This is a genomic window from Pantoea sp. C1E2 (genome assembly GCF_056491465.1).
The window spans coordinates 922349-945542 of the sequence record NZ_JBSZHT010000004.1; the positions used below are offsets into that span (position 1 = coordinate 922349).

Annotated in this window: 20 protein-coding genes; 6 read left to right on the forward strand and 14 right to left on the reverse strand. The window is 53.3% G+C overall.

What is annotated here, in order from left to right; translation table 11 throughout:
* The first annotated feature begins 16 nt into the window (after window positions 1-16).
* Window positions 17-1216 (forward strand): aminotransferase class I/II-fold pyridoxal phosphate-dependent enzyme, encoded by a 1200-nt coding sequence (locus tag ACXI0A_RS25790; protein WP_476146079.1) that lies wholly within the window; start codon window positions 17-19, stop codon window positions 1214-1216.
* Between the two features lie 147 nt (window positions 1217-1363).
* On the opposite strand, the gene ACXI0A_RS25795 is transcribed toward ACXI0A_RS25790, so the two are convergent.
* From ACXI0A_RS25795 to ACXI0A_RS25805, 3 genes are all read right to left on the reverse strand, one after another.
* On the reverse strand, window positions 1364-1765 hold the full coding sequence (locus ACXI0A_RS25795; RefSeq protein WP_224933324.1) for an H-NS family histone-like protein: 402 nt from the start codon (window positions 1763-1765) through the stop codon (window positions 1364-1366).
* Window positions 1766-1984: 219 nt separating this feature from the next.
* Window positions 1985-3280 carry a citrate:proton symporter gene (locus tag ACXI0A_RS25800; RefSeq protein WP_476146077.1) on the reverse strand — a complete coding sequence of 432 codons (1296 nt, stop codon included), beginning with the start codon at window positions 3278-3280 and terminating at the stop codon, window positions 1985-1987.
* Window positions 3281-3614: 334 nt separating this feature from the next.
* Window positions 3615-4745, reverse strand: a complete 1131-nt coding sequence (locus ACXI0A_RS25805; protein ID WP_476146075.1) for an L-dopachrome tautomerase-related protein — start codon at window positions 4743-4745, stop codon at window positions 3615-3617.
* Window positions 4746-4881: 136 nt separating this feature from the next.
* Here ACXI0A_RS25805 and ACXI0A_RS25810 point away from each other — a divergent pair, with 136 nt between their 5' ends.
* Together ACXI0A_RS25810 and fhuE are read left to right on the forward strand one after the other, a co-directional pair.
* Window positions 4882-5763 carry a LysR substrate-binding domain-containing protein gene (locus ACXI0A_RS25810; RefSeq protein WP_476146074.1) on the forward strand — a complete coding sequence of 294 codons (882 nt, stop codon included), beginning with the start codon at window positions 4882-4884 and terminating at the stop codon, window positions 5761-5763.
* A gap of 362 nt (window positions 5764-6125) precedes the next feature.
* The gene (gene fhuE, locus ACXI0A_RS25815; RefSeq protein WP_476146072.1) at window positions 6126-8321 is read left to right on the forward strand and encodes a ferric-rhodotorulic acid/ferric-coprogen receptor FhuE; all 2196 of its coding nucleotides are present in this window, start codon (window positions 6126-6128) and stop codon (window positions 8319-8321) included.
* Between the two features lie 123 nt (window positions 8322-8444).
* Here the strand turns inward: fhuE and ACXI0A_RS25820 are convergent, their stop codons facing one another.
* On the reverse strand, window positions 8445-9401 hold the full coding sequence (locus ACXI0A_RS25820; protein ID WP_476146070.1) for a HoxN/HupN/NixA family nickel/cobalt transporter: 957 nt from the start codon (window positions 9399-9401) through the stop codon (window positions 8445-8447).
* A gap of 94 nt (window positions 9402-9495) precedes the next feature.
* Window positions 9496-10641 (reverse strand): acyl-CoA dehydrogenase family protein, encoded by a 1146-nt coding sequence (locus ACXI0A_RS25825; protein WP_476146068.1) that lies wholly within the window; start codon window positions 10639-10641, stop codon window positions 9496-9498.
* A 211-nt stretch (window positions 10642-10852) separates the two neighbouring features.
* On the opposite strand from ACXI0A_RS25825, the gene ACXI0A_RS25830 reads away from it, so the two are divergent.
* Window positions 10853-11911: an ABC transporter substrate-binding protein gene (locus ACXI0A_RS25830; RefSeq protein ID WP_476146066.1), complete on the forward strand. Its 1059-nt coding sequence runs from the start codon at window positions 10853-10855 to the stop codon at window positions 11909-11911.
* 118 nt (window positions 11912-12029) lie between these two features.
* Here ACXI0A_RS25830 and ACXI0A_RS25835 read toward each other — a convergent pair whose 3' ends face one another.
* The 3 genes from ACXI0A_RS25835 to ACXI0A_RS25845 all read right to left on the reverse strand — a co-directional run bounded on the left by ACXI0A_RS25835 (window position 12030) and on the right by ACXI0A_RS25845 (window position 15277).
* Window positions 12030-13079, reverse strand: a complete 1050-nt coding sequence (locus ACXI0A_RS25835) for a pyridoxal-phosphate dependent enzyme (RefSeq protein ID WP_476146064.1) — start codon at window positions 13077-13079, stop codon at window positions 12030-12032.
* Window positions 13080-13185: 106 nt separating this feature from the next.
* Window positions 13186-14193: an ABC transporter permease subunit gene (locus ACXI0A_RS25840; RefSeq protein WP_476146062.1), complete on the reverse strand. Its 1008-nt coding sequence runs from the start codon at window positions 14191-14193 to the stop codon at window positions 13186-13188.
* Between the two features lie 10 nt (window positions 14194-14203).
* A complete protein-coding gene (locus ACXI0A_RS25845; protein ID WP_476146061.1) occupies window positions 14204-15277 on the reverse strand; it encodes an ABC transporter substrate-binding protein in 1074 nt (357 codons plus the stop codon).
* Between the two features lie 209 nt (window positions 15278-15486).
* On the opposite strand from ACXI0A_RS25845, the gene ACXI0A_RS25850 reads away from it, so the two are divergent.
* Complete coding sequence (locus ACXI0A_RS25850; RefSeq protein WP_476146060.1) at window positions 15487-16263, forward strand: ATP-binding cassette domain-containing protein; 777 nt, start codon at window positions 15487-15489, stop codon at window positions 16261-16263.
* Here ACXI0A_RS25850 and ACXI0A_RS25855 read toward each other — a convergent pair.
* Window positions 16260-17159, reverse strand: a complete 900-nt coding sequence (locus tag ACXI0A_RS25855) for a LysR substrate-binding domain-containing protein (protein ID WP_476147131.1) — start codon at window positions 17157-17159, stop codon at window positions 16260-16262. The two genes, ACXI0A_RS25850 and ACXI0A_RS25855, sit on opposite strands and share 4 nt — an antisense overlap.
* Window positions 17160-17315: 156 nt before the next feature.
* Between ACXI0A_RS25855 and ACXI0A_RS25860 the strand changes: the two genes are divergently transcribed.
* Window positions 17316-17828: an SRPBCC family protein gene (locus ACXI0A_RS25860; protein ID WP_476146059.1), complete on the forward strand. Its 513-nt coding sequence runs from the start codon at window positions 17316-17318 to the stop codon at window positions 17826-17828.
* 48 nt (window positions 17829-17876) lie between these two features.
* Here ACXI0A_RS25860 and ACXI0A_RS25865 read toward each other — a convergent pair whose 3' ends face one another.
* From ACXI0A_RS25865 to ACXI0A_RS25885, 5 genes are all read right to left on the reverse strand, one after another.
* Window positions 17877-18512 carry a methyltransferase domain-containing protein gene (locus ACXI0A_RS25865; protein WP_476146058.1) on the reverse strand — a complete coding sequence of 212 codons (636 nt, stop codon included), beginning with the start codon at window positions 18510-18512 and terminating at the stop codon, window positions 17877-17879.
* 138 nt (window positions 18513-18650) lie between these two features.
* The gene (locus ACXI0A_RS25870; protein ID WP_476146056.1) at window positions 18651-18809 is read right to left on the reverse strand and encodes a hypothetical protein; all 159 of its coding nucleotides are present in this window, start codon (window positions 18807-18809) and stop codon (window positions 18651-18653) included.
* A gap of 195 nt (window positions 18810-19004) precedes the next feature.
* On the reverse strand, window positions 19005-20075 hold the full coding sequence (locus ACXI0A_RS25875) for an ATP-binding cassette domain-containing protein (RefSeq protein ID WP_476146054.1): 1071 nt from the start codon (window positions 20073-20075) through the stop codon (window positions 19005-19007).
* Window positions 20068-21837 carry an ABC transporter permease subunit gene (locus ACXI0A_RS25880; protein WP_476146052.1) on the reverse strand — a complete coding sequence of 590 codons (1770 nt, stop codon included), beginning with the start codon at window positions 21835-21837 and terminating at the stop codon, window positions 20068-20070. Before ACXI0A_RS25880 ends, ACXI0A_RS25875 begins: the two co-directional genes overlap by 8 nt.
* Window positions 21838-21910: 73 nt before the next feature.
* On the reverse strand, window positions 21911-22999 hold the full coding sequence (locus ACXI0A_RS25885) for an extracellular solute-binding protein (protein ID WP_476146050.1): 1089 nt from the start codon (window positions 22997-22999) through the stop codon (window positions 21911-21913).
* Window positions 23000-23194 lie beyond the last annotated feature (195 nt).

Consider the following 23194-nt stretch of genomic DNA (forward strand, 5'->3'; position numbering starts at 1 on the left):
CCCTCAGGAGCAGAACATGGTCACCTTATCGAAGCGTGTGCAGTCTGTGTCGCTCTCTGCCAATGCGGCGGCGCGTCAGTTGACGCGCCAGCTGAAAGAGCAGGGCGTGGATATTTTGGATCTCACCACCGGTGAGCCGGATTTTGATACGCCGCAGCACATCCGCGATGCTGCCGTTGAAGCCATGAACAACGGCGAAACCCGTTACACGCCAACCAACGGCACCACGCCGCTGCGTAAAGCGGTGCAGTCCAAACTGGGGCGGGAAAATCAGCTGGATTATGCGCTAGGGCAGATCTGTATCGCCAACGGTGCGAAACAGATCATCTTCAACGCCTTCGCCGCTACCTTGAATGACGGCGATGAGGTGATTGTGCCGGTGCCGTACTGGCCGACGTTTCCCGATAGCGTACGTTTCAACGGTGGCGAAGCGGTGCTGCTGGAGTGCCCGCTTGAGCAGGAATACAAGCTGCAACCGCAGCAGCTGGCGCGGGCTATTACCGATAAAACCCGCTGGCTGGTACTGAACAACCCCGGCAATCCATCCGGTGCGGTGTATAACGCAGCAGAGTTAACCGCGCTGGCGGCAGTGCTGCGTGACCATCCTGATGTTTGGATCATGCTGGATGAACTGTATGAACACATTCTGTTTGATGGACGTGAACACGTTAGCCTGTTGCAGGTAGCACCTGATTTAGCCGAGCGCATTCTGCTGGTCGGCGGCGTGTCGAAAACCTATGCCATGACCGGCTGGCGCATCGGCTTTGGTGCCGGTCCGCAAGCGCTGATTGATGCCATGGTGGTGGTGCAGTCGCAGAACAGTTCCGGTGCCAGCGCCATCAGTCAGGCGGCAGCGGTGGCGGCGCTAAACGGCGGGCTGGATTTCCTGCCACCGCAACGTGCAGCTTATCAGGATCGTCGCGATGTGATTATGGCGCAGCTAAGTCCGGTTGAAGGCATTGAGGTGCTGAATCCAGAAGGGGCGTTCTTTATCTTCTGTCGCTGTGCTGGCCTGTTGGGCAAATCGCGTGCTGATGGACGTAAGCTGGAAAGCGAACAGGATGTGCTGAATTACCTGCTGGAGAGCGGCGTATCCGGCGTTGCCGGCAGTGCGTATGGCTTGTCGCCGTATTTCCGCCTGTCGATTGCCACGGACATTGAAAGCGTGCGTGAGGCCGGAAAACGTATTGCGACAGCCTGTGCAGCGTTGAAGTAGCGGCTAAATCGGTCGCCATAAATGGCGACCCTACAACAATCCGTATTCTATTCCATCATGGGTCATTGATGTGCACCAATGACCCACCATTCGCGATGTGTTTCGTAGGGTGAGCATTCATGCGCACCAATTATCCGCGCGGATGGTTTAAATCAGAAACTCATCCATCGAACCGCCCGCATCTAACACGGATTTAATTGGTGATGGCGTACGGCCCTGACCGGTCCAGAATTTTTCATGACCGTTTTCGTCGATGAACTTATATTTCGCCGGACGCGGCGCACGTTTCGCTTTCGGTTTGGTTTCGCTCTGGTTTAATTTCGTCAATTCACTAATATCGATGCCATCATTCAGCAGCATCTCTTTATACAACGCCAGCTTTTCTTCTTTCTCGCGCTGAGCGGCATTATTCGCTGCCGCTTCTTCACGGCGTTCTGCAACCACCACGGCGAACTTTTCCAGCATTTCGTCTAATACCGCAATCTCTACATCACGCGCATGGGCACGCAGCGTACGAAGATTGTTCAATGCTTTGAGTGCATCGCTCATGAATAAACCCTTATTACTTTTATAACGAAGATGAAAGGGCGCATTCTACGTCAATTTTTATCAAATGAAAATAATACGCATCATGCAGAATCGTCCGGAAAATAATCCCACAACAGGGTGCTTCTATATCGAACAATAAGATAATGAGTAGATATTTTATACAAGTGAACCGGGGAGGTAGCCGCGATTAATAGCGGCTATAAGAGAGTAGGATATATTTTACATACTACGATAGAACGGGAAGCAACCCGTAATCAGCGCAACCACTAACAACACAATCGAGGTAATAAACGACCAGCGCAGCGTGAAGCGTTGGGTCTGGGCATAATCGAGTTTCAGCATGCCGACTAATAAATAGGTCGAGGCAACCAGCGGGCTGAGAATATGCACCGGCTGGCCGACCAATGCCGCGCGTGCCATTTCAATCGGTTCGATACCATAATGTCCGGCCGCCTGCACCAGCACGGGCAACATGCCGAAATAGAACACATCATTCGATACCATCCAGGTGACGGGAATACTGATCAATGCGGTAATCACCGCCAGATACGGCCCCAGCGCCGCGGGAATGGTCTGTACAATGGCCTGCGCCAGTGCATTCGCCATACCGGTTTCAGCAAAAATACCGGTAAACACCGCAGCGGCGAAAATCAATCCTGCCACGGCAAGGATGGCAGGCGCATGGCGGCCGATCTGCTCCTGCTGCTGGCTCAGTTGCGGATAATTGACGACAAACATGATGGCGGTGGCCAGCATAAACAGGTACGCCATGGGCATCACATCCAGCACCAGGAAGGTCATCAGTGCAATGGTCAGTGACCAGTTAAACCAGAAACGCCAGGCGACGCACGGCTTCTCCTCAAACTGAACAGCGGCGCGATCCACCGGGAGATGCTGCTGGAAACCGAGGCGCTTGCGCTCACTTCTGCCGAGCATGATCGCCAGTATGAAGGTCCACGCTACGCAGGCCAGTAAGGGAACCAAGAGCGGAACAAACAGCGTGGCCACGTCCGCCTGCACGGCCGCTGCCGCGCGCGCCGTAGGGCCGCCCCACGGGAACATATTGCCGAGTCCGGTACACTGTAATAGCAGTGCCGCAACGCTGAGTTTTGATAAACCGACGCGTTCATATATCGGCATAAAGGCTGCCAGCACAATCATATATACCGTCGCGCCATCACCGTCTAAGGCGACAATAAATCCGAGTAGCGCAGTGCCGATGAATATCTTCACCGGATCACCATCGACCGCAGAAACAATACGTTTAATAATTGGATCAAACATACCGGCATCCGTCACGCTCATAAAATAGAGCATCGCGAATATCAACATCACGCCAGTGGGCGCAACGGTGCGTAATCCTTTGATTACCATTTCACCCATATCTGAGCCATGACCAGATAACAATGCGAATAGCGTGGGGATGAGGATTAATGCCGTCAGAGCGGAAAGCTTTTTGCTCATTAATAAGCCAATAAAGCAGATTATCATAAGCAGACTGATGATCAGCAGCATGACGAGAGTTCCTGTCCAGAGGGATAGAGCACGTTTGTGGGTAGCAAACGCAACGTGTTCGGAATAAATAAAAAACAGCGAATGATTATTTATTGTTCAAATTAACCTTCTGCAACCTCGTCAATCTGGCAATATTATCCAGCTTTTATTTCGGCAGGCACAAGGTTAGGTTTACGCGAAAGTTGTGCGTAACCTCTTAGTTTTAATAAATTTAAAATAGCGTACGGTGATGATTTATCGTGGTGTTATTTCCTCCTGTTTATCAATATCGCTAGCGTTGATTGCAGCGCGGCCTGAAGACCGCGCTGAATAGCATTAAACTGCACGTTCTGGCTTATTGATGATCCAGCGGTGAAGGTTTAATCGGTAATGGCAGACGGTATAGCTTCACCGGATATTCTACGGTTGACGGTTTGCCGCCGGTGGTCGCTGGCGTGCGATTGATCTGTCCGGACGGCATCCACAGTGCGCCGTCGGATACCCACATCGCGTCAATCCATACCAGGCGTGGATCCTGCACCACGGTGGTCACTTTGCCATCGGGCGCAATGCGTTTAATGCTGCGGGTATTGATATCCGACGCGTAGATATTGCCTTCGGCATCGATAGCCGTTCCGCCGGTGCTCCAGGTTTCGCGCACTTTCTCCGCATGCTTCGCCACTTCCGCTGCTGAAAGGGCGCTGTCGTTCAGATAGCGAGTTTCAATCCGCGCCAGCGGCCCCGGAATCGCCTGATAATAGAGCCATTTGCCATCCGGCGAGACTTCCAGCTGATCGAGGCCCACGCGTTTTTCACGGCCATCACGCAGAATCAACTTCTTGCCATCGGCGTAAATTGGCTGATGGTCAATGGAGAGAGGGTGGTTATCCAGCACCCGCCAGCTTTTGCCACTTTTCAGGTTCAGCACCACTAATCCCACCGCACCCGGATCGGTGATATAGGCAAAGTCGCCATTAAAACGCACATCATCCAGATAACTGGTGGGTTGCAGTGTCGGAGCCTTGAACACATAGCTGTTAACCACTTTGCCGGTTGCCAGACTGATGTGGACCAGCTTGGCGCCACCGGCTACTGCCTGATCGCCGGTACCAATGCCCTTATTACCCGAATCCATCACCCATAGATCGCCATCCGGACCGATGCGCAGCGCATTAACGTGGTAGAAATGATGCTCCGGATCGTTCGCGTTCCACTGATTCCAGCTGTCATCGGGAAAGGCTTTCAGCTGATTGTTGATTACTTCCGCCAGCTGCAAACCCGCACCTTCCGATTGCGTTAACGAGGCGAACAGTCGATTGTCATGACTGACGGTGATGCCATTCCACACGCGTGGCGAAGTGGCGACCTGTTCCAGACGACTGTCCTGTTGCGTCGGTAATGTCACGGGCAGCGTGTCTTGTGCCAAAACCTGTGCGCTGCTGGCCAAAGCGATCATCGTGACCAGTGCTTTCAGTGAATGTTTCATCCTTTACTCCCTTGTTAAGCGCCACAAGGTGACGCGAACAGCGTGTTGCTCTGTTGTTAATGTCATTCCATCCTGGCAGCGTAGAGTGATAAATTATATTCTCTGAATTTTATCAATTGATTCCTGGTGGGAATGAATGGAACTGAAAGATCTGCATTATCTGCTGGCGGTGAAGGAGACAGGACATCTGGGTAAAGCGGCGCAATCCCTTGGTATCACTCAGCCCGCCTTAACCAAATGTCTGCAACGTCTGGAGAAGTTTTACGCCACGCGGTTAATTCTCAAGGTGGGGCGTGGGATGCAACTCACGGAAGCGGGACTACTACTTTGTGAACGTGCTCAAAAAGTCGTGCACATGATGCAGGTCACCCGACAGGATTTACAGGCGCTGGGTGCGGGAACGGCGGGCGTGATCCGGTTGGGTGTGGCGGCAACGGCGGCGGAATTTATGCTACCGGTGCTGAGTAAGGACCTGTTGCACAAAGCTCCCACTGCCAGACTCGAGGTGACGGTCGGGATGAATGATCTGCTGCAAAAACTGCTGCGTGAGAACAAAGTCGATTTGATTCTGGGTTTTCTGCCACAGGGAAACAGCGAGTTTATTACCCGACCGCTTATTGAGGATCCGGTGGTGATTGCCGCCAGTCGCCATCATCCGCTGGCCAATATACATCCGACGCCTGAACAGCTTGATCAATACAACTGGTTATTGCCCTCGGATAATGTCGCGACGCGTCAGTGGTTGGAACAACGCTTGCGCAGCGGTGGCTATGCGGCGCCGCGTGCACAAATGGAAAGTAATACGCTGTCACCGATGCGCGCTGTACTGGCACAAACCCAGTTAATGAGTTTTATTTCCCGCCGATTATTAAAAGGTGAGGGCGGCGAGTTGATTGAAATTCCGCTGCCGCTGGTGATGATGCCTCGTACCTTCGGCTGGCAATTCCGCTCATTAAGTGAACTCTCACCTGCATCACGTCTCCTGGTGGATTTGGCGGAAAAACGCTGGCCCTGGTGATCCCCGGAATACCCTCACGGCGAGAACCTGTGATTTATCACAGGTTTGCTCCATTAACGTGCGTGATAATTACCGAAAATAACCCTCCTTTATTATTAATCATTGAAGAATAAGGATTTATCCAAATGTAAAATTGCCGGATAACCGGTAACATTTTCTTGCAATAGTAATCTTAATGCGTATATTTCTCATTTGCTTTCTTAACGGCATCTTTACGGTCGTTCTGTTTGCGCCAGGACGGCGCGGTCGGGAAATACCTCATCCTGATATTCCTTTTCAGCACGTTATTTATGGCTGGATCTAACAGACGTCAGCAGACATGCCGCCAACACAAAATAACGATAAGTGAATTGAGGAATATTATGTCTTTCAAAGAAAAGCGCGTCAGGGAATCTGGCCGTGCGCCGCAACGTGCATTGCGTGTCTCTCTGCTGGCAATGATGGTGGCGTCAGGTATTGCCCAGGCCGCAGATAGCACCACAACAGAACAAACCTTGACCGTGGATGCCAGCGCCAGCAGCGATGCGCAAGAGCAGGCAGCAAAAGATTACAGCGTCCCGGTCACCCGTGCCGGTACCAAAATGGCATTGACCGCGCGTGATATTCCGCAATCGGTCAGCATTGTCAGCAAGCAGCGTATGCAAGACCAGCAGCTGCAATCCCTGAATGACGTACTGTCCAATACCACCGGTATTAGAGGCGTCAGCGGTGATATGGATCGTACGAACTACTATTCGCGCGGTTTTATCATTGATAACTACATGGTCGATGGCATTCCAACGGCATTTGCATCGCGCTGGAACCTCGGCGATGCGCAAACCGATATGGCGCTGTACGAGCGCGTTGAAGTGGTGCGCGGTGCCACCGGCCTGTTGACCGGCCCAGGTAACCCGTCAGCTTCCATTAACATGGTGCGTAAACACGCCGACAGCAAAGAGTTCACCGGAAATCTGGAAGCGAGCTACGGCAGCTGGGACAAACAGCGCTATGTCGCCGATCTTTCTGCGCCACTGTCGCCTGAAGGCAACGTGCGTGGTCGCGTGGTGGCAGGTTACGAAGATAAAAACAGCTTTATTGAACGCTATGGCTTCGAGAAGAAATTCATCTACGGTGTGGTGGATGCTGACCTGACCGACAAAACCAAGCTGTCTGTGGGCTATGAATTTACCCAGGTCGATACCGACTCCCCAATGTGGAGTGGTTCGCCGCGTTGGAATACCGACGGTACGCAAACGCATCTGCGTCGCGGATATAACACTTCGCCAGAGTGGGCTTACAACAACAAAGAAAACAAAAAGGTCTTTGTTAACCTGCAGCAGAACTTCGATAACGGCTGGAACATTACGCTTAACGGTACTCATAACGAGATGCTCCTCGACAGTAAGCAACTCTATATTGATGGCTACTTCGATAAGAACACCGGTATCGGCACTTCACCTTATGCTAATTACCCTGTTGTCGGCGGTACGGGATACAACACCGGTAAACGTAAAGTTGATGCCGTCGATGCGTTTGCCAGCGGCCCGTATGAATTGTTAGGTCGCCAACATGAACTGATGGTGGGTGTGAATTACAGCCGTCAGGATAATAAGTATTACAGCGCGTGGGCGAATATTTCGCCGACCGAGCTGGGCAATTTCAATAACTTCAATGGCAACTTCCCGGAAACCGATTGGAACCCTCGTGAACCGGCATCGGATACGCAATTAGTGCGTCAGAAATCCGCTTATGTTGCTACTCGCATTTCACTGGCCGATCCGCTGCATGTTATTTTGGGTGCGCGTTATACCAACTGGAATCGTGAGACGCTGAATGCTGAGATGGAGAAGAATAACACCACTCCGTATGGCGGTGTGATCTGGGACTTCTATGATAACTGGTCGGCTTACGCGAGCTATACCTCAGTATTCCAGCCGCAGGATTATCAAGATGCTACAGGGGGTTACCTCTCACCTGTCATTGGTAAGAACTATGAAGCCGGTGTGAAATCTGACTGGCTTAATAGCCGTCTGACCACATCCATTTCAGTGTTCCGTTCAGAACTGGACAACGTTGCAGAAGCAACTGGGGCAACCAATCCGGACACGGGTAATGCCATCTATGTTGGCAAAAGTGGTGTCGTCAGCCGCGGCGTAGAGTTTGAAGTGAATGGCGCGCTGACGGATAACTGGCAGATGACTTTCGGTGGCACCACCTATGTGGCTGAAGACCGTGATGGTGAGAACTACAATTCACAGCTGCCACGCACCTCTTTCAACTTGTTCACTAGCTATCGTCTGCCGATGCTGGATCAGCTGACGCTGGGCGGCGGTGTGAACTGGCAGTCGAAGACGTATAAAGACGTTGGCGCACCGGATGGCAATGGTACCTGGCGTGCACGTCAGGGCAGTTATGCACTGGTGGATCTGTTCGCACGTTACGACGTGACGAAAAACCTGAGCGTGCAGGGAAATCTGAACAACCTGTTCGACAAAGAGTATGACGAGAACGTCGGTAGCGGCGGCATCGTTTACGGTACGCCGCGTAACTTCTCAGTTACTGCATCTTATCGTTTCTGATTTCAACCAACCGGGCGCGCAGCAATGCGTGCTCTGCCAGGATTCACGCTCGCGTACGTGAGCTAACGGCAGGGGCGGCAAGGATGCCGGCCCGGCGTTGTTCGCATCAGACTTGATAAATTCTCAACATCCCGCCGCAATATAATCCCCGTTCGCACTGATCGGCACCACGGTTAAAAACAGCACCAGCGCAAATAAGATCAGCAATGCGCCCCCGGCGACACGTACCATCCCCAGTATTTGCTGCGTGCGTGTCGATGTTTCAGCCAACCATAATTCTCCCGCGCGATGGCGAAAATGGCGGACAAACAGGGCTAGCGCGACCAGCGCCATGCCGGTGCCGAGTGCCATGGTCATCACCGCAAACATGCCCCAGCGGGTGATGCCAATCACGCTGGCAAACAGCAGCACTGTGAGTGCGCCGCTGCAAGGCCGCACGCCCGTGGCAATAATAATGCCGATCCACGCTTTCCAGTTATCCACTGATTCTGCAGTAATGCCGTGATGGTGGCCGCAGCTGCGATGATGCTGCTCATGCTCATGCTCATGCTCATGCTCATGCTTATGGTCTTGCTGGTGCTTATGCTGATGCTGACTGCGGCTTCGCCACGCTTGCACCATCATCATCACGCCCAGCGCGGCAATAAACACTGAACTGGCCTTTTCCAGATACCAACGGCTGGTGCTAAGATCGCCCGTCGTCAGGTTAAAGCCAACGGCCAGAATAAATACAAAAGCGATGGCGCTGAGCCCTTGCACCAGACTGCCGAGAAACGGCACGGTTAGGGCGACACCACGCGGCGGTTGGTGGGTGGTGAGCCAGGTGGTGACGATAAATTTGCCATGGCCGGGGCCAACCGCATGCAAGATGCCATAAATAAAGGTCACGCCGATCAACCACAACCCCGCGCTGTACTGCCCGCTGTTGATTTGCAGCAGATGCGTCACCAGCAGGCGATGGAGTTGGATCTGCGTTTGCAATGACCAGGCGAGAAACGCTGTCCAATGTGAAAACAGCACAGCGAGTGCGGCAAAAATCGCCAGCGCTGCAAAGGTAAATCCGGTTTTGGTGGCAGTCATAGCTATGAGATATCGCGGCCCTGAAAACCGACAGCATGCAGGATTTTAGTACGATTTTATAGGGTGCAGGGTGGATGTCATAGTGACGCGGCCATTACGTAGTTCTCTCTGCAGCCAGGGCGGTTTTGCCCACGGAAGTAAAAATGGCGTCGCTCTGAGGGGTGTGGATACGACCGCAAAGCACATTACGATAGTGACGTTGTAATGGATGTTGGCGCGTTAGCGCATGATTACCAATACTCTCCACCATAAGTTCAACAGCACGAATCGCATTCTCGGTCACCACCTGTTTGATTTGTGCCGTATGGCTGCTGGCGATCTGATCGCGAGCGGCGCTATTAAGCAGCGTACCATTGGTGAACAGCAGCGTATCAATGCGTCCTACCAATTCTTGAAAACGCGGCAAGGAGGCCAGTGGAGCACCGAGATTGGCGGGAACACGCTGCTGTAAAAAGCCGATAAACCAGTCGCGAGCGCTCTGGGCAATCGCGTCATACAGCGAGCCAAGCAGCACAGCTAACCACACAGACTCTTCTTCATTTAGCCCTGCTCTCGGCGTGCTCCAGGGCGCAACGTTGACCGCGTGGTCCAGCGGAATCAGCACCTCATTTAACACCACGCGATGGCTACAGGTGCCGCGCATTCCCAGATGATCCCACTCATCGACGATTTGGATGCCTGGCGCATCGGCGGGCACCAGATAACCGCCGACCAGCGGATCCACATCATCACTGCTGGCCCACACCAGAAACCAGCTCAGTCCATGGCTGCCGGTGGAGTAAATCTTCTCGCCACTGATGCGCCAGCCCTCGGCGGTCCGCCGTGCTCGGGTTGCGGGCAAACCGCCACGCGCTGGCGTGCCCAGTTCAGGCTCGACGCGCAGCGCATTGATCAACGCGCCCTGAGTGACCACGCTGCTCGCTACTGTAGCGCGTACATCAACAGGCCAATTAGATTCCTCACTCAGCCGCCGCGTGTTGAGATACTGCATGATCAGAATTAGCGCAGTAGAGGGTTCGCCACGCGCTACCGCCTGAATGATCGTCTGACAATCCCTCAAATCGCCACCGCTGCCGCCTGCGGAGAGGGGCAAAGCGAAATGCAACAATCCCAGTTGTTGTAGATGAGCAAAAGCCGCGCGCGGAAATTCACCGCTGCGATCGACTTCTTCAGCATCTTCAGCCAATAGTTCGGTGAGCGCTGGCAATATTTCAGCGAGAAAAGGCGTGTTATTTGCCATTGAGAAAACCTTATTAATCTCTGAATAACATAAGGTCGATTGTTTCCTGATAGCGCGAGACTGTAAAAGCAATAAAACCGCTTAACACATGCGGAATCGGCATAATTACGCGTCTGGTTGCGCTGTTAATTAACGATTAACCTGCCAACTCCTGAAATGAATGATTACAACGATCAATCTTTTACCTGCATATATTTTTGGGAGTAAAACCATGCCAGAAAATTATTTACTTTCGCGTCGTCGCTTTCTCGGATATTCCGCCGCGGCGATGATGGCTTCAACGTTGCCGGGACGGAGTTTTGCCGACGATTCCATGCACAATATGCCGATGTCCGGTGACCTGTTGCAGGGCGGTGCAGGCAATTGGGCATTGGCGAAACCCACGCATATTCGCCTCGCAGTAAACCTCAATGCCATCTGCCTGGCACCGGTTGTGGTGGCCGATCAGCATAATTTCTTCAAGGCGCATAACCTTGAAGTGGAGTTCGTTAACTTTGGTAACTCCACCGAATTACTGCTGGAGTCGATTGCCACCGGAAAAGCAGAAGCGGCAGTTGGCATGGCGCTGCGCTGGTTAAAAGCGCTGGAGCAGGGCTTTGATGTGAAGCTCACCGCAGGCACCCACGGTGGTTGCATGCGCTTATTAGCGCGCAATGACGGTCCTGCTACGCTGGAGCAGTTGAAGGGCAAAACCATCGGCGTCACCGATATGGCGGGCGCAGATAAGAACTTCTTTTCACTGATGCTGAAAAAGCACGGCGTCGATCCCAATACCGACGTGAACTGGCGCGTATTCCCGCAAGATTTGCTGCCAATGGTGTTGGAGAAAGGGGAGATTCAGGCCGCCAGCGGCTCAGATCCGATAATGTGGCGCCTGGCGCAGAAGCCGGGCTATCGCGAAGTCGGCACTAATTTGATGGATGAATACGCCAATCTGAGCTGCTGTGTGGTGGGCACGCGTGGCAGTTTGATTCGCGAACAGCCAGAGGTGGCCGCAGCGATTACCCACGCCATCCTGCAAGCGCACGCTTATGCCGCGCAGCATCCTGAAGCGATTGGCAGCGAGTTCAACGGTCAGGCGCTGAATACCACGCCACAAGAAATTGCCAGCGTGCTGAAAACCCATACCCATGGGCACTATTCAGTGGGCAATGCGTTCGTCAAAGAAATCGATGTTTATGCGCGGGATTTGAAGGCAATAAACGTGTTGAGACCAGAAACCGATCCGCTGCTGTTTGCCAAGGGTATCACCAGTAATGTGTTGGTGTGAGGGGTGGTTCTATAATGCGTAAACTGATGTAGCGGCATGATTTATCGCGCATTCATCGAGCAGTGTTGCTGCTCAGGAATGCGCAATAAATGACATCGCGATAAGGAAACTCTGCGAATCAGGCAATCTTTTGCGAAGTCTGAATCGCATTCGCCAGTTTGAAGGTTTCGGCCGGCACCTGATGAGCAAAGAGTTGAGTGCTGAGGTAACTACTGCCGCCATCCGCCAGCAAAACCACTATGCGCTTACCGTGATTTTCCGGTCGCGCTGCCACCTGTTCCGCTGCCCATAACACGGCACCGGACGAATCGCCCACCAGTACACCTTCGCTGAGCGCCAGTTGACGCGCTGCCGCATAGGCTTGCCAGGTTTCGACGGCGATCACTTCGTCATACACGCGATGATCTAAATTCGCCGGGATACGTTCGGGCGGTTGATTGCTAAAGGCGTGTACCCCGGTGATCTCCAGCGGTTCCGGGCGCAATTCGCTGGGCTGTGAACCCACGCCGGGTTCCACGGCTATCACCTGCAAGCTCGGATATTGCTGCTTCAGATAACGACCGGTGCCGGATAGCGTGCCGCCGGTTCCCACTGCCGCAATAAAGATATCCAGCTTGCCGCCGCTGTCTCGCCAGATTTCAGGCCCGGTGGTCTGAACATGCACTGCCGGGTTGGCAGGGTTCTCCAGCTGCAACAGGAAGTGAACTTCCGGCTCCGCGGCGGTGACCTTCTCCGCCAGCCATTTTGTGGCCGCGACAAAATCGCCGTTACTGGCTTCATAAAACTCTCTGAAGCCCTCGATGGTGCTGAACGGCACCACTTCAGCACCGTAAGCCTGAATCAGCTGTGTGCGTTCGATGCTGACAAAATCATTGATATAGACGCGGAATTTGTAGCCCTTAGCCGCTGCAATCGCCGCTAATCCAATCCCGGTATTGCCGCTGGTGGTTTCAACCAGCGTGTCACCAGACTGTATGGTGCCGTTGCGCTCGGCGGCTTCGATCATGCTGAGTGCGATGCGATCCTTGACGCTGTGATTAGGATTAAACAGCTCCAGTTTGGCGATCAGTTCGGCCTGAATCTCTTGTTGCTGAGCATAACGCGAGAGCCGCAGCAGCGGCGTATTGCCAATCAGTTCGGTAATTGACGAGGAAATTTTTGCAACCATAGTTCACCTCTGTGGTGGAGTAGCCTGCGTGGGTCGCCATGATTGGCGACCCTTCAGATGTGGCAACGTTGCTAACAGGTGCGCCTTCAGGCGCATCACCATGCAGTTACCATTTCACCGCGCTGCGCTGCCACGAGAGCAAACGGTCACGCACCAGGAATAACAGGGAGATCAGGGAAGAGAACAGCAGCGCCATCACGATCAGCGCGGCATACATATTGGCGTAGGCCGCCCAGCCCTGTGCCCACTGGAGATACCAGCCAAGGCCCGATTTCACCCCCATCATCTCCGCGGCTACCAGCACTGAAAATGACGCGCCCAGCCCCATAAATAAGCCGACAAACAGATGCGGCAGTGCGGCGGGTACCGCCACTCGCAGGACTAAGAACATCGAATTGGCGCCCAGCGTGCGCGCTACATCGTAATAACGGGTATCGACGCTGGAAACGCCGGACCAGGTCAGCACGGTCACCGGGAACCAGGTGGCCAGGGCGATCAGAAATACCGCAGCGGAGAAACTCGAAGGAAAGAAGTAAAGCGACAGCGGCAACAACGCCGTGGATGGCACGGGACCGAGGAAGCGCAAAATCGGATGCACCCAATAGCCGAGTCCACGCGACCAGCCTATCGCCACGCCGGTGATAAAGCCCACCACGCTGCCGTAGAGAAAACCAAAGGCCAGCAAACGCAGCGAGTTGAGCACGCTATCCAGCAGGCGCGGCCAGTCAGTGGCATAGGCTTCCACCAGTGCGCGCGGCGGTGCAAAGAAGGGCGCGGGCAACAGCGCCAGTTTGCCGGTCACGGTTTCCCACACGCCAATCAGCAGCGCCAGCACAATCAGCCACGGCCCGCTGCGCTTCAACGGTGCCAGCAGCGTCAGGCGCGGAAACACGCCAGATGCTATAGCCAACACGGTAAGCAACAACGCAATCCCGGCAAATAGTTCATGGGTTTGATCGACAAAGCGCGGGGCAGCAAAACCCTGCGGCTTATCGGGTACCGCCACCATCAGCGCCACTAACGCCCACCACAGCAACAGCGCGCCCCAGACGGCAGGTTGCAGGCGGCGCGGTGCTGCCCGGTGTTGGACAATCGTGAGGGTTTCACTGGCCATGACTCTCTCCTTAACTCGACATGTTGCTCATGTGCGCCATGTTACTGGCGTGCTGATGGGCGGATTCAGCAGGCAGCAGTTGCGGCACATAGTGCTCGGCAAATTGCTTCGCATCGGTATCCGGGCGAATCACGTTGATCTTCTTTAACTCTTCAACATAAGTCGCAACTTCACTACGCAGTTGCGCACCGGTTGAGTGGTGGTGGTGGGTGTGCTCTTTGAGCATCGCGGTGATGTCCTCCACCGGCACCGATCCCGGCACATAGGGCTGGAAGATTTTGGCGGTTTCGGCGGGATGATCGGCAGTCCACTGCTGTGCATCCACAATCGCCTGAGTAATGGCCCGTGCGGTGGCGGGATCGTCGCGCACCAGTGAACCGCGCAGTCCCAGCACACAGCAGGTCATGCTGGCGTACTCACCTTTCAGGTTATTGTCGACTTCCAGCAGGTTGTGCTGTTTCTTCAGCAACCAACCTTGTGGATCATCGGTGGCCAGTGCCTGTACTTCGCCTTTGCGCAGCGCCTCGCCAAACAGATCGGGCGGATATTGCAGCCAGTTGACCTGTTTATCCGGATCGATGCCCTGTTTCGCCAACTGCACAGCGAAGAAGTTACGAATCGGGCTGGCCTGATCGCTGACCGCGACAGATTTACCCACCAAATCTTTCACATCGCGGATGCCGCTGTTCTGCGGGGTCAATAAGCGCATGCAGCCGCCATGAGTGCCAACGGTCAGGTCGACATCAAATCCTTGTTCCAGCGGTTTCAGCCAGCGCAACGCCATGCCAATGCCGCCATCGGCTTGCCCGGTAGCTATCGCCTGCAGCAGCGCATCGGTCGGGCCGCTGAAGTTAACCGGTTCAACGTTGAGGCCATATTTCTTGAAGAAACCCTGCTTCAGGGCAACGGAAATCGGCGCCTGACACACCGCCGTTTGTCCCCACGCCAGTTTGATAGTTTTAAGCGGTTTGTCGTCGGCGAAAACATTGCTGCTTAACAATGGATTCACCGCTACACCGGCGCTAAATAAACCCAGGCCGCGCAATAATGCGCGCCGGCTCAGAAAGTATTTTTGCATTGCCATTTTGCTTTCCTTGTCATTAAAGATCACGGGCACTATCGCTTAGCGATTTCCCTCCACCAAATAACAATCCCGCATGAAGTCATGCAGTTTTTCTTTATGAAAAATGACGGATAGGTTTGCCGAAAAGGCTATTTCAATGAGGAGAGAGAGCAGCTTATGGTTATTTGCTGATAACTGTCGGCTCAGTATTATTTAAGCGGGAGCGAAATATGACCACGACCTCGTCAGGCGTGAATATTGCCATTGAAAAAGTGAATCACCATTTTACGCTTGAAGGCAGTGACTTACCGGTACTGGAGAATATCAATTTACAGGTGAAAGCCGGCGAATTTGTCGCGCTATTGGGGCCTTCAGGGTGCGGAAAATCGACTTTACTGCGGTTACTTGCCGGACTGGAACCTCCGGCGAGTGGCTTGCTGGCGGAAGAGGGGAAAGCCATTACTGCTCCGGATCCATCGCGCGTCGTGGTGTTTCAGGATCCCACGCTTTATCCGTGGCGCACGGTGTATGACAACGTCGGTCTGGGATTGCAGATTCGCGGCGAGAGCCGCGCAGTTAAAGAGCAGCGGATTAACGCAATGTTGGATCGTGTCGGCTTGAAGGATTTTGCTCGTGCCTGGCCGCATCAGCTGTCTGGCGGTATGGCCCAGCGAGCAGCACTGGCTCGCGCGTTAGTGAATGTGCCACGTCTGCTCATTCTGGATGAGCCGCTGGGTAAACTTGACTCATTGACGCGATTGCGGATGCAGCAGGAGATTGTTGATCTCTGGCAGGAGCAGCAGTTCACCACGCTGATGGTAACGCATGACGTTGAAGAGGCGCTGGTGATGGCCAATCGCGTAGTGGTGTTCAGCCCGCGACCGGCGAAAGTGGTGGATGTGATTGAGGTGGATCTGCCCTGGCCGCGTCGGCGTGATGACCCTAAGCTGGTGGCACTGCGCAGCCATATATTGAATCTGCTGGGGAATGAGCAGGCGGCCGCTTAAATCGCCGTAGAGAACAGTAATTCACGCAACCAGCGGTGCCCGGCATCGCGGTGCGTGCGTTCATGCCAGACCACGATTTTGTTGAACCCCTGGATAGCTAATGGAGGAGGCAAGACCTTCAAACCGGGTAAACCGTACGTTAAGCGGCGTGGCACCACGCTAATCAAATCACTGACGCGTAAGATCTCAGGTAAAACTAAAAAACTGCACACCGAAAGTGTCACACGTCGCGAACGTCCAACCGCGGCTAGCGCATCATCCGTCACACCCTTGAAGTTGCCTCCCACGTAGGAAACTAAGGCGTGGTCCTGCGCGCAGAAACTGTCGAGCGTTAAACCTGTCTGCGCAGACAGTGGATGGTCCTCGCGCATGAGACACACATACTCTTCATCATACAACGAGCGGGCGTGCAGATCGGGTGGGGCACTGTCTGGCGTGATCAACGCGATATCGATGTCACCCCGTTCAAACTGCGCAGATAACTGCTCGTTATTAACGGGCAATACCGCCACGCGGATACCCGGTGCCTGTACCCGTAACGCGGCCATAAAAGGCACAATGACCGCACGCAGGGCATAATCGGTGGCCGCGATTTTAATGGTCATTTCGGCGGTCGCAGCGTCAAAGGCTTTGGGCTGCAATAGCTCTGACACTTCCGCCAGAATCGCCTTCACGGGTTGTGCCAACTCCAAAGCCCGCAATGTCGGGACAACGCCCCGCTGCGCCCGCGTGAACAGCGGATCATCAAAACACTCCCTTAGACGCGTCAACATGCCACTGACTGCGGGTTGCGTCAGGGCTAAACGCTCAGCCGCGCGGGTGACGCTGCGCTCATCCAGTAAGGCATCCAGCGCTTTAAGCAAATTGAGGTCGAGATTGCGAATATCGGTTTTCATCATCTTCCGGCGATGGCTTGGCAATACCTCATCATAAGCCGCCACCAGATATCACGAAAACGTATATTTAAAATAAATAATGGCGATTGGCCTTATTTCACTGGGAGTCAGATACTTCAGCCACGATTTATCCACGCTGAGACGAATGAAATGAAAATGAACGCGATTAACTGGCCAGAAGGTTTTGTACCGGGCTTTAGCGACAACTACTGTTCCAACGAAGTGATTGTGGCGGGCTTGAGTACCCAGGATATCTGGCCGCTGTTGAATACGCCGTCACTCTGGCCGACCTATTATCAGAACTCGGCGAATGCGCGCTTCTATGACAACAAAGGTCCCGAACTGGAGCAGGGTGTACGCTTCTATTTCGAAACCTTTGGTTTCCCGGTGGAAGCGCAGGTTACCGAGTACGTGGCGCCCGTAGCCGGCGAAGCGGCCCGTGTTTCCTGGCACGGCTGGGCGGGTGAAGTGGGCAGCGACGACCGATTAGATGTTCTGCACGCCTGGCTGATTGAAGATCTCTCTGACAATCGCGTGCGCATCCTGACCCAGGAAACGCAAAACGGCAAACCGGCCGTTGAGCTGGCAAGCGCGAAACCCAATCCGATGATCAACGGTCATCAGGATTGGCTGGATGGACTGGTTGCGGCCGCGAAAGCGCGCAAATGATCCCTACATTCTCGCTTCAAGCCAGTTCAGTGCTTGCTGTGCGCGTGTTTAAAGTGATCGCTCCGCCAGCGCCTTATCTGCACTGGCCTGAACGCTATCGGCTGATCGAGGGATAATCACCCACTGATAAAACGCAGCCTGGCACCGATAGACATACGCCGGTGGCAGGTTGCGCATCACGCGCGTACGCGTCCAGTAAAAGTGCTGTGACAACAGTGGCTCCGACAGCGATGTATATTGAAACTGCACAAACACGCCACCGGGATTCAGTGCACGGCTGATTTGCGTCAAAATCCTTTCACGCAGCGCCTGCGGCAGGGATAGCAAAGGTAACCCCGAGAAAATCGCATCGTAGCCTGTGTCGAATGTTTCTGCGGAATCCGTGTGTACTGTCAAGCGCAGATCGTTGAAGGCATTAAGTTTATGGGCTAAATGTGGATTGATTTCGTATGCCGCCAGCGTCGCATCAGCTTTCATGCGGTGCAATAAATGACGTGTTAGCACGCCATCGCCGGCGCCGAGTTCGGCAATGCGTTGCGTCTGCTGCCAGTCTACGGCCTCAGACATGGTGCGACACAGCGCAGAAGAGGAAGGTGCGATAGAACCAAAAGCGCGCGGGTTGGCGAAAAATGCCTGTAAATAGCGGGTTTTTTCTTTGAGTAATGAATACGTCGTTGCGATCACGATTATTACCTCCGGGTTATTGGAGGTGATTCAACCATTAATTTCTTAAGCAAAGCTTAAAGCCGAATTCTTTTATGGCCAGATGACAAATTTGTCATGATAAAGAAATGTCCTGATATAAGTTCAGTTAAATCTCCCTCATTGCAAGGATTCTGAGCCTTTTAATTGGCTTTCCATAAAATCAGTCAGATGGTGCATCCAGCAGCGCATACCAAACAGATCCAGGATTAATCCGCCCCAAACCAGCGCCACGCACACCAGTAAAGCTAAAGCGATATAATAAGGAAATGCTGACATAAATCCGTCCTGGACATTAAAACATGTATGACGCGACAGTATTCTATAAATGAAGCACGCCAGCAACCTAAATAGTTTTTTTTAGCAGACCTACACAACGCGATAAAAATTGTGGGTTAATTCGTGTAATACAGAGGCGTTAAATTCCCCCCAACCACTGATGCGCAGTTGGTGGGAATTTATTCAAGGGAAGGGTTAGCTTTTAGCGAAAATCCACAGATCCTCTTTGGGCAGCGAGAGGCGGAAACGCTGATTACCGCGGAACTCTTTGCCATACGCCCTCAATGCGAAATCATCCCCCTCGGTACGGAACAGATATTCCCAGCGATCGCCTAAATACATGCTGGTGAGCAAGGGCAGCTCAAGTGCGTTGTCATCAGAAGTGTCAGCGATATTCATGCGCTCGACGCGAATTACCGCTGTGCCTTCCTGCCCAACCCGCACATCGCCACTTGGTTTACCCCACAGCGCCCATTTCGCACCGGCAATGCGCGCCCGGCCGCCTTCAACATGGGTGATTTTACCGTGCAGACGATTGTTGCTGCCCATAAACTCAGCGGCAAAGAGCGTTGTAGGCTGGCTGTACATCTCTTGTGGCGTGCCTTGCTGTTCAATCACGCCGTTATTCAGCAGCAGAATACGGTCAGAGATCGCCATGGCTTCGTTCTGATCATGTGTCACCATTAAGGCAGACAGTCCGAGACGAATAATCAGCTCGCGCAAGAACACGCGCGCCTCTTCACGTAGCTTAGCATCAAGGTTAGAGAGTGGTTCATCCAGCAGAATCACCGGTGGGTTATAGACCAGCGCACGGCCAATCGCCACGCGCTGTTGCTGTCCGCCGGAAAGCTGGTGCGGATGGCGTTTGCCGAGATGCCCGAGCCCTAATTGATCCAGCACGGCTTGCACGCGTTGATTGATTTCTACCTTATCCACTTTGCGCAACTTCAGCGGGTAGGCCACGTTCTCAAACACGGTTTTGTGAGGCCACAATGCGTAGGACTGAAATACCAGACCGAGATTGCGCTCTTCAGCCGGAATCTCGCTTTTAGGCGTGCCGTCAAACACCACATTCTTGCCGATATTGATACGCCCCTGAGACGGTTTTTCCAGACCGGCCACGGCGCGCAGGAGGGTGGTTTTGCCGCTGCCTGATGGGCCCAGCAGTGAAACTACTTCGCCTTTTTTCAACTGCATCGATACGCCTTTCAATACAGGATTATCGCCGTACATCAGATGCAAGTTATCTACCGATAATTCAATCATGTAATTTCACTCCAAAGCGTAAAGCGATGCCGAGGCCGATCACCACCAGCACGATATTAATCAGGGACAGCGCAGCCACGATATCAATGGCGCCCGCTGACCACAGTGAGACCAGCATTGAACCGATGGTTTCGGTGCCCGGTGATAGCAGATACACACCGGTTGAGTATTCGCGCTCAAAAATCAGGAACATCAGCAACCAGGAGCCAATCAGACCGTGGCGAGACAGCGGCACGGTCACGTGACGCGTGGTCTGCCCAGGGGTGGCACCCACGCTGCGTGCAGCTTCTTCCAGTTCCGGGCCGACCTGTAACAGCGTTGAGGAGATCAGGCGCAAGCCATAAGCCATCCACACCACGGTGTAGGCCAGCCAGACGCTAAAGATGGTTTGGCGCAACGAGCGGAGCCAAACAATAAAGTTTTCGCGCAGCCAGTCAGCAACCGGCAGGCTGGAGAGCCAGCCATTTTTCAGTGACTGATCGAGCCACATCGGAATGAACAGGAACACCCAGAGAAAAGCCAGACCGGCTAACAGACCCGGCACGGCGCGCGGCACCAGCACGCTGTAATCAAGGAAGCGCGTAACCTGATCCTGCTTGCGATGCATGGCAATGCCGACAAACAGATAACAGATCACCGCCACCGCGCCGCCGATCACACCAATCAGCATCGAGTTGACGATGGCACGCAACAGATTGGGTTGATCCCAGATGCTGTGGAAGGTCGCGAAGGATATTTCATCCCACAGTGAGACGCCGACGCCCCAGTGCGAGATGAACGCACGCATCACCACGCCCAAAAGCGGCACGCCGATGGTGATTGTCAGCCAGGCCAACACCACCGCACCGGCAATCCAGCGCCATTTTCCCAGCGGCAGGGCGCGAGCTTGAGATGCTTTGCCTTTCATGGTGACAAAACGGTTGGCGGTGCGCATCAGCCAGCGCTGCAGCATCACCAGTGGCACGGTAAAACAGATCAGCACCACGGCGACAGCCGCCATCAGGTGGTATGAAGGCGTGCCGAGTTTGTTAGTCAATTTGTACAGGTAGGTGGCGAGCACCATGTTGCCTTCGGGATCGCCCAGTACCAGCATCAGGCCGAACACCTCTAATCCCAGGAAGAACAGCAGCACACAGGCATACAGAATCGAAGGGCGCACCATCGGCAGGCTAACGGAAGTCATGACCTGCAACGGTGAAGCACCGACCGTGCGCGCGGCTTCCTCCACATCGGAGCTGACGCTGCGCAGTGCCGATGAGATGTAGAGATAGGCGTGCGGCACGTGAGTGAGTCCCGCAATCACCACGATGCTGGTCATCGAGTAGATGTTCCACGGCACCACGCCAAACAGTTGATTCGCCCATTGCGACAAGAAACCCACCGGCCCTGCAGCAACCACATAGCCAAAGGCCAGCACCATCGGTGAAACAAAGATCGGTACCAGAATCAATGGCTCAATAAGGCGGCGTCCAGGCAGGTTGGTTCTAACCATCAGGAAGGCCAGAATACCGCCGAGCGGAATAGCAATAATCACCAGACCAAACGCCAGAATAAAACCCGACTCCAGCGCTTTGTAAAAATCAGGGTCGGAGAAAATAAATCCAAAGGAACCGAGCGTCAGCTCTTTCTTTTTGGCGAAGAACGGCGCGGAGAGAAAACTCTGCACCACAATAAACATCAGCGGCACGTAAATAACTAATGCCGTGATCAGAACAATCAATGCACGTGGCAAACTCTGCCACTTTTTCAGTAACCTGCTCATATGCCAACCCTATCAAACACCGGAGGCGAAAGGAGATGTTATGCGCCGCGACGGGCGCATAACGTGGGGAGCATTATTTCCCGGCGGCGGTACGCCACTGTTTAATAAATTCCAGGCGTTTTGCCGGTTCCAGATATTCCAGCAGTGATTCATCTACCGGAATCGGCTTCAGAGCATCGCCCAGCATTTTGGTCATACCGTCAATGTCATTTTTGCCTTCAATATCATTGCGCAGTGAAGGGATGTCGGCCTGATTCGCCAGGATACTCTGTCCCTTTTCTGACAACACGTAATCCAGCCACAATTTAGCCGCGTTCTCATGCTCACCCTCTTCGGTGATAAACGAAACGCGAGACAACACCAGGATATAATCTTTCGGGTAAGCGATGCCCAATGCCGGATCGTTCTTCGCTCTTGCTTCGGCATAAGAACCGAGAATATTAAAGCCAATTAAATTCTCGCCGGAAGAGACGCGCTCCATCATGGTGCCAGTTGAAGATTGAACGGTCAGACCCCCTTTTGCCATCCCCGCCAGGTTTTCTTTGTAGTGCGGATCCACTTTGCTGTCCTGAACCGTCAGCATGAAACCTAATCCTGATTTTTCAATATCGTAAGTGGTCACTTTATTTTTGAATTTAGCCGGATCGGCTGCAATCATTTTAGCCAGTGCGGTGTGAGAGTCAGGCGCGGTATCTTTCGGAATGAGTTTATTGTTGTAAATAAACACCACCGGTTCGTAGGTCGTGCCGTAGGCTTTATTTTGCCACACTGCCCATTTTGGTATTTTGCTCTGCTCGGGCGAGGCATATTCCGCCGCATATTCCGTGGCCAGCTTCAGCGCGGTATCCATGGATGAACTCCACACCACATCACCACTTCCGCTCCCCGAGGCCTGCTCACTGATGTAACGGTTATAGAGTTCGGTGCTGTTCATGTCGTTATATTCAACTTTGATGCCCGGATACAGTGACTCAAAGCCTTTGATCAACGGGCCCGCCGCTTTAGTGTCAGTGGTTGAATACACCACCACTTTTCCCTCTTTTGTACCCGCATCAATGACTTTCTGATACTCAGCGGGATAACCAGCAGGTACAGCCGCAAGTGCAGAGAAGGAGAGTCCTGCCAGTACAGAGGTTGTTAAAAAACGCAGAGAGGTTTTCATACAGATCCTTTTGGTTACATTTGTTACAAGAATTTAACAGTAACCCATTGCGACTCCGATGCAATCCACCATGTAAAGTTTTTACAGCTTTTGTGACCTTAGTTAAGTTATTCATTTCTTCGATAAATTATTTCACATTGAATATTGGACTAATAAACCATTTTGCAGTGATGCGTTCATGGAATCCTTAATTGA